This window comes from Ruegeria sp. ANG10 (genome assembly GCF_040705255.1).
Classification (GTDB): Bacteria; Pseudomonadota; Alphaproteobacteria; order Rhodobacterales; family Rhodobacteraceae; genus Ruegeria.
Genome location: NZ_JBFCVU010000006.1, coordinates 246,402 through 252,908, shown reverse-complemented (window position 1 = coordinate 252,908; position 6,507 = coordinate 246,402). Strand labels below are relative to the sequence as shown.

Genomic DNA, 6,507 nt, shown 5'->3' with positions numbered 1-6,507 from the left:
CCTCGGCAGGCTCATAACCTGAAGGGTGAGGAAGAACAGAAATCGATCCAGTGGATCGATTACCTGACGAACGCGCAAAGCGCTGGACCGTAGCTTCAAATCCTAATCCCGCAACCAGCGTCGGAATGTAAGCGTTGCATCTGACCCCCTAAATCACCCCTGATCAGCTCATACCTGGCAGTTTATGATGTCCGAAAAAGGATACAGGCATCATGAATTCTCAAGCTCTAGGTGAACTCGCAAGTGACCAGAAAATCGAAAAAGTCTTCCATGCCTAGCTGAGAAAAACCCGCTCTTTCTAAAACAATCCACAAAACCGCTGACGTCAGTCCCTGGGATCAAAAGCCTAAAACCCACTGACACGCTCGATCAGCCAATAGACCGACACGCTGCCGATGAGATAGCCAGTGATTGGTCGGGTAACCTCGCTCAGCCGTGATGGATTAAAGCGCGCCACCTGACGCCACAGAAACATTCCTACTGACAGGCCCGCAATAAAGGTAAGTTGTCCGGCCTCGACACCAAGGTTAAAGGCCAGAAGTGCAGCTGGGATATCCTGAGAGGGCAAGCCGATCTCGGACAGGGCACCGGCGAAACCCAGCCCGTGTAGCAGCCCAAAACAAAAGCAGACAATCCATGGGTATTGCTCGGACAGTCTGATACGCCCTTCTTTGTGTTTGAGAATTTCCAGGGCCAGGAACACGATCGACAGGGCAATCACCGCTTCGACCGGGGCGGCAGGAACGTGCAGCACCCCCAGCGTTGCCATTGCCAGCGTGATCGAATGCGCGACTGTAAAGGCCGTCACTGCGCCGACCAGCCGCCAAGGATCGCGCACCAGAATGAACAAGGCGAAGACAAACAGAAGGTGGTCCCACCCTTCCAGGATATGCTCGAAGCCAAGCCAGAAATAGCTGATGAAAACGGACCATGTGGTTGGATCCATTGGCAAAGTCAGGGTCGGCTCTTCAGGCGTGAACCGGAGGGTGGCAATTGCAGAATCCAGTGGCTGAACGCGTAGAAGAACATCATTGTTTTGTCGTTCGAGGCCCCGGATCGTGACTGTGTGTCCTTCGATCTCGGCCGCGCATTCGGTAACCCAAGAGGACACCCAAGCAACCGAGTCGAAGATTGGCGGTGGCCCGTGCGATGGCGCGCAAGCTTCGGGCAGGATCGCGTCGATCCCCATGGGGTGACCGTTTACATCCGGTATGCGCCACAGAACTTGCCAGGTGCCTGACGTCAATTGGCGAAGGTCCAGATATCCGGGTTCAAGCGCGTGTGTATTGCCAGGCTTTGGGGTGCAGACCAACCAGATTGCTATTATCAAGCAAAACAGCGCCCTCATTCACCGGACCCCGGTGTTTCAACCCGGTACTGCGCGGCAAGGATTTCGTATTGCGCCTGCGCCAGCTCCTCGGCCGTGTCCCGACGCCACGCTATCAGAACCGCATCGCGAATGTCCGTAAGTGGCGGCAGATATTCGGGGCGCGTTTCGGTGACACGGACCAGATGCATCCCATATCCCGATTGAATCGGCCCGGCCCAGACGCCCGGTTCTAAAGGGACCAGCGCAGCCGAAAACCCCGGGCCAAATGCGGCATCGACGGCGCTGGGGGGCGACAGCAGCATTGATCGAGGCATCAGGGATCGTACACCAATCTCTGACCATTCCCCGCCCGCTGTTAGTGCGGTAAGCGCGGTGTCCACATCCTCGGGCATCGGCTGATCGCCCAGATACACCTGATCGAATGCCATCTGCCGAGGTTTAGTGAAGCGTGCCGGGTTTGCCGCGACATAAGCTTCAAGCACAGCATCTTCGGGGTCTACCGAGGCGGCGATTGCATCCGACAGGAAATCCATCTTTTGTGCCAACCTTGCCCGGATTACCTGATCCCCGCGATCCAACCCCAGATTGCGCGCCTCGCGCACCAGAATTTCCTCACGCACCAAGGCGTCGATCAACGCCTGCAACTCGGTGTCATTGGGTGGGCGTTTCCAGGTTGTTTCAAAGCGGCTGACCAAAAGCGCGATATCAGTGTCGTCGATAACAATTGCATCGCCCCGTTCAACGTCTTCGTCCTTTGGGCCCACAATGGCAAACCAGCCAAAGATGGCTGCTCCGATCAGAATAAAGTGGAACAGGGGTTCTTTAAAAATATGCATGCTTAGTTCCGAAGACGCTTTCAGACCCGCCTCAATAGTAGTGGCGGGTCTAGTAACAAGTCAAACAGGCTGCTGAGAAATTACTCTTATATTCCAAAGCAGTGGTGGTTCTTCAAAAATGGCCATTCACCCGGGGGTGTACCATATCGGCGAGGAATAGGCGCGTTCCTGATGGATCAGTTGCGCGTTTTCAGGCAGCTCAATGCCAAACCGCAACTTGTCGTATAACAACCAACGCGGGGTCGGAATTTCCAGAACCCTGACATAATAAAAGGCCCGTTCATTCGGGTCGAAATCCGGGTCGGACCAAACGGTGATCAACTCGGACGCGCCGATTGTATTGCTCCAGCTTGCGGTTTCCACATCCACAGTGTTACCGACCTCGGGCAGGTTGCCGTCTGCATCCTGTGCCCGATCATCAGACCAGGCGACATTATAGACCTTTTCCTGCATCGCTCCGTCTGCATCTAGCCATCCCTTGACGACCTGAACCCGATCCAGATTTGCACCGATCGGGTCGCGCAGAGCACCGATCAAGAAATTCGGTGCGCCATCGCCTTCGCGCGGGCGCAGGTCACCTCCCATGGGGACACCCTTCGTGTAACCGACATCCGCCAGAAAGCGCGTCTCAAGGTCGCCCTCATCAAACGCCCAGCCGCCAAAGAATCGCAAGCCGATCCGAGGACCGGTGGTCGCGTAGGTTTCGCGGCGCTTGAACGCATCGAAAATGGCCGAGCGTGTGTTTTCAGTGGCCCAGACAGCCGTGTAGCCCGAGGCGACCAGCAGATCGCCCGGTATCTCGCCCAGTTCATTGGCAATAAAGGGATGTTGTATCCGGGTGGCCGACGGCTCCACACTGACGGATTTTCCAAAAAAGTTGTCTTCTTCGGCGGTTGCCAGCGAGGTATGGCTGTCAGTCGCGCCGCCCATCCCGAATTTATAAGGATTCACGCCGAACTTCTCTTCAAGCATCAGGCCGCGCTTGAGGGCTTCGCGCGCATACTCACCCGCCAGCATGTCCTCAGTTTTCAACTCGGTGATATCGAGGTTACCGACATCCCAGTTCTCATAGTCGGCAAAGGGGTCATCCGGGCTGAGATACGGGTGGGCCTCGCCGTCTCCTTTGATTTGCGTGACCTCGTAATGAGGCTCCCACCTTGCGCGGTTCTGGACGTATTCTTCGTCAACCTTGCCGCCGTGATACGTGTCTTCTGTTGGGAACATCCAGCCGTTCGACAGGTTGCCGTTATGGGCGAAAGCCACCGCCCGGCCGCCGGTTTTTGCCTCGTAATCCTCCAGCCAAGAATAAAGTGCCTTGGGATCGGTGTTACCGTAGGGTGGCTGTGTCACTGGCGGAACAACCTGCAATGCTCGGATTGGTCCGTCGCGCAACATAACATTCCGGTGTAGGTTGAAGCCCTTGGGCACCGAGGTCCATTCGAAGCCAATAAATGCGGTGAATTGACCGGGATCGTTGTGCCGTTCCGCGGCCAAGACGATATGTTCCCAAGTGAACGCAAAGGCATCTGCCCCCGGACTGTAGGACTCCAGCAAAATCTCCGGCAACGTCATCTGAGAGAAGTTTGTGATGATGTCGAAGGCTGCTTTACCGGCTTCTTCGCCACCGGCCTTGTATCCTTCGTACCATTCCAACCCTTTCGGGTCTGAGATCACACCGGGTTTGCCCGCTTGCAGATCGGGCGCAAAACCCATCAGGTCAGTATGATCGGTCAGAACCATCCAATCCAGCGGTCTGGCCAGTCTGACCGGTTGCCCGGTTGAGGAAATCACCTGCTCGCCCTTGGCAAATCGCCATGCGTCGTCAGGCAGCAGCGTGTTGCCGAATGCGCCGGCATCCAGCGACAACCCAGTATGCAAATGGGTGTCGCCCCAAAGCGGGCGCTCGGGGAAAGTGCGATTGGCGTAGGGTGAAAAGGGGCGCTCGGCAAACATCCCCTCGGCAGCTTCCTTGGAGGGAACTGCATCAGCAATGGCGGTTGCTGGGGCTGAGACCAAAGTAAGTAAGCAGATAGACAGTCGAAGCATGTGAACCTCCCCATTCACAGAGTTCGCGGAATTATCCTATGAAATGTTGGTATTATATATTCTAATTTGACGATATCATGTTGAGTGCTTCACGTGTGAAAAACTTTTTTGGCCATTACCCAGCAGGCGGCGTGGCCTGTTTCAAAGTGGCGACTGTATAAGAGAAACCAGCCGATCCGACGCGTCTGACAGGGTATCTTCGTCAAACGCCGCGTAACCTAGCAGAAGGCCCTGCATCTTTTGCGGCAACACACATTGGTCTGACAGCGCGCTGATACGCAGTCCATTTTCCCCGGCCCTCTGGCTGATTTCAATGTCGGACATTCGGGCCGCCAGGGCCGTGCGAAGTGCAACGCAAAGATGCATGCCCGACGAGTCGGGCTGAAGTTCCAGCAAGTCACAGACGAGGGCGAGCTTGCTGAGCAGATGGCCCTGACGTCGCGCGTAGACGCGGCGCATGCGTCTCAAATGCATGGCAAATTCACCGCTGTTCATGAATGTCGCCAAGGCGGGTTGCGGGATCAGCGAGGCGCGTGGCCCCACACGATCAAGATAGGCTCGCGTGCTTTGCAGCATGCGTTTGGGCACAACCAGATACCCGATCCTAAGCGCCGGGCTGACGAGTTTTGAAAAGCTGCCAAGGTAGATCGTGTCTTTGAGGCCATCCAACCCCGAAAGCGATGGCAAAGGTTGCCCCCGATAGCGGAATTCGCTGTCGTAGTCGTCCTCGATCACCACCGCACCGGTTTGTCTGGCCCAATCCAGCAAGGCGACCCGGCGGGGCAAGGGCAAGCTGACCCCTGTTGGATAATGCCGCGAGGGCGTGACGATTGTGGCATGGGCCTTTTGGGGAAGGCGCGTCACATCCAGCCCGTCCTGATCGATACGCACGGGGCAAGCTACGTTTCCTGTATCCGTCAGGATCGTGCGCAGTTTCGGCCAGCATGGGTCTTCGATCGCGACCTGTTTGCCCGCACCAAGCAGCCCGTGGAAAATCACCTCGAAGGCTTCGCGTGCACCCGAAGTGATCACAACCTGCCCCGGATCACAGGACAAGTGTCGCCACGCGGCAAGGTGGTCCGAGATGGCCGCGCGCAGCGGATACCAACCCAAAGGGTCCGCTCGCGCCAAAAGCTCGGGCGTTGGGCTGCGCCATGCGCGTTCAAGGTGGCGGGCCCATTGTTTGTGCGGCAGCAGGGATTGATCCGGCAGACCGGTTTGAAAGGGCTGCCATTTCTGGGTCTTTGGACCCGCCGGGCGGGGGATGGGCTGCGGTTGTGACAAGTGGGTGATCTCGCTGGCGACATAGGTGCCGCTGCCTTGTCGGGTGACCAGATACCCTTCGCTGATCATCTGGTCATAGACGGCCTGAACCGTTGTTCTGGATATCGACAACTCGGATGCCAGTGTGCGGCTGGCTGGCAGCCGCGCCCCAACCAGATCAGGGGACGAGGATATGAGACCGCGCAGCGCCTCAAGCAGCTGTGCCTGCAGCGAGGTCTTCAGCGATGCATCCAACGAGATCGCAAAAAGATCGCGATTTAAATTGGCCTTAGAAAAAGTTTCAAAATTGGACATTTGAAAATATCCAATACCCGGGCACTACAGTCATAGCAAGATCAAACCTGAGCTATGACCATGAACCAGACTTTAAACATCACCGACAGATCCCGCCTGCGCCGATCGCATGAGCGGGGGCATTTCGACCGTGCCACCATCAACAGCATTCTGGATGCCCAACCCATGTGCAGCGTGGGTTATGTGATTGATGGAAAACCCTTTGTCACGCCGACCCTGCAATGGCGCGAAGGCAATCGCATCTATTGGCATGGCTCCTCGGCCAGTCGTGCGCTGCGCAATTCCCGCGATGCGCAGGTTTGTCTGTCGGTCGCAATTCTGGATGGGTTTGTCTTGGCTCGGTCAGGTATGCATCATTCCGTCAACTCGCGGTCGGTCACGTTGTTTGGCACCGCTGTCAAGGTTGAAGACCCGACTGAAAAGCTGGACAAGTTGGGCCGGTTCGTGAACGGCCTGTTCCCGGGGCGTTATGAAAGCCTGCGGCCCGATCACGCGCAGGACTTGAAGGCAACAATGGTGCTGGGCATGGATATATCGGAAGGCAGCGCCAAGGTCCGCACGGGCGGCCCAAATGACGAGGAAGAGGATTATGATCTGCCCATCTGGGCCGGGGTCATTCCCGTCCATACCTCGGTCGGTGATCCGATCCCCGATCCGCGGAACATCGACGGCGTGCCGGTGCCCGAACATGTGCAAACCTTTCGACTGTAGGGCAGG

General features: G+C 56.8%; 5 protein-coding genes. 1 reads left to right on the top strand and 4 read right to left on the bottom strand.

What is annotated here, in order from left to right; all coding sequences use genetic code 11:
* Positions 1 to 346 precede the first annotated feature (346 nt).
* The 4 genes from AB1A64_RS14890 to AB1A64_RS14875 form a co-directional block, all read right to left on the bottom strand.
* The gene (locus AB1A64_RS14890) at positions 347 to 1,348 is read right to left on the bottom strand and encodes a HupE/UreJ family protein (RefSeq protein ID WP_366552123.1); all 1,002 of its coding nucleotides are present in this window, start codon (positions 1,346 to 1,348) and stop codon (positions 347 to 349) included.
* A complete protein-coding gene (locus AB1A64_RS14885; protein ID WP_366552122.1) occupies positions 1,345 to 2,166 on the bottom strand; it encodes a peptidyl-prolyl cis-trans isomerase in 822 nt (273 codons plus the stop codon). Before AB1A64_RS14885 ends, AB1A64_RS14890 begins: the two co-directional genes overlap by 4 nt.
* Positions 2,167 to 2,292: 126 nt before the next feature.
* Complete coding sequence (locus AB1A64_RS14880) at positions 2,293 to 4,212, bottom strand: DUF3604 domain-containing protein (RefSeq protein WP_366552121.1); 1,920 nt, start codon at positions 4,210 to 4,212, stop codon at positions 2,293 to 2,295.
* Positions 4,213 to 4,353: 141 nt separating this feature from the next.
* Positions 4,354 to 5,790: a PLP-dependent aminotransferase family protein gene (locus tag AB1A64_RS14875; RefSeq protein ID WP_366552120.1), complete on the bottom strand. Its 1,437-nt coding sequence runs from the start codon at positions 5,788 to 5,790 to the stop codon at positions 4,354 to 4,356.
* A 60-nt stretch (positions 5,791 to 5,850) separates the two neighbouring features.
* Here AB1A64_RS14875 and AB1A64_RS14870 point away from each other — a divergent pair, with 60 nt between their 5' ends.
* Positions 5,851 to 6,501: a pyridoxamine 5'-phosphate oxidase family protein gene (locus AB1A64_RS14870; protein ID WP_366552119.1), complete on the top strand. Its 651-nt coding sequence runs from the start codon at positions 5,851 to 5,853 to the stop codon at positions 6,499 to 6,501.
* Positions 6,502 to 6,507: the final 6 nt, after the last annotated feature.

What these genes read in the sequence shown, in the direction of transcription:
- AB1A64_RS14890 (WP_366552123.1), bottom strand. Translation starts at nt 1,348, where the DNA reads ATGAGGGCGCTGTTTTGCTTGATAATAGCAATCTGGTTGGTCTGCACC.
- AB1A64_RS14885 (WP_366552122.1), bottom strand. Translation starts at nt 2,166, where the DNA reads ATGCATATTTTTAAAGAACCCCTGTTCCACTTTATTCTGATCGGAGCA.
- AB1A64_RS14880 (WP_366552121.1), bottom strand. Translation starts at nt 4,212, where the DNA reads ATGCTTCGACTGTCTATCTGCTTACTTACTTTGGTCTCAGCCCCAGCA.
- AB1A64_RS14875 (WP_366552120.1), bottom strand. Translation starts at nt 5,790, where the DNA reads ATGTCCAATTTTGAAACTTTTTCTAAGGCCAATTTAAATCGCGATCTT.
- AB1A64_RS14870 (WP_366552119.1), top strand. Translation starts at nt 5,851, where the DNA reads ATGAACCAGACTTTAAACATCACCGACAGATCCCGCCTGCGCCGATCG.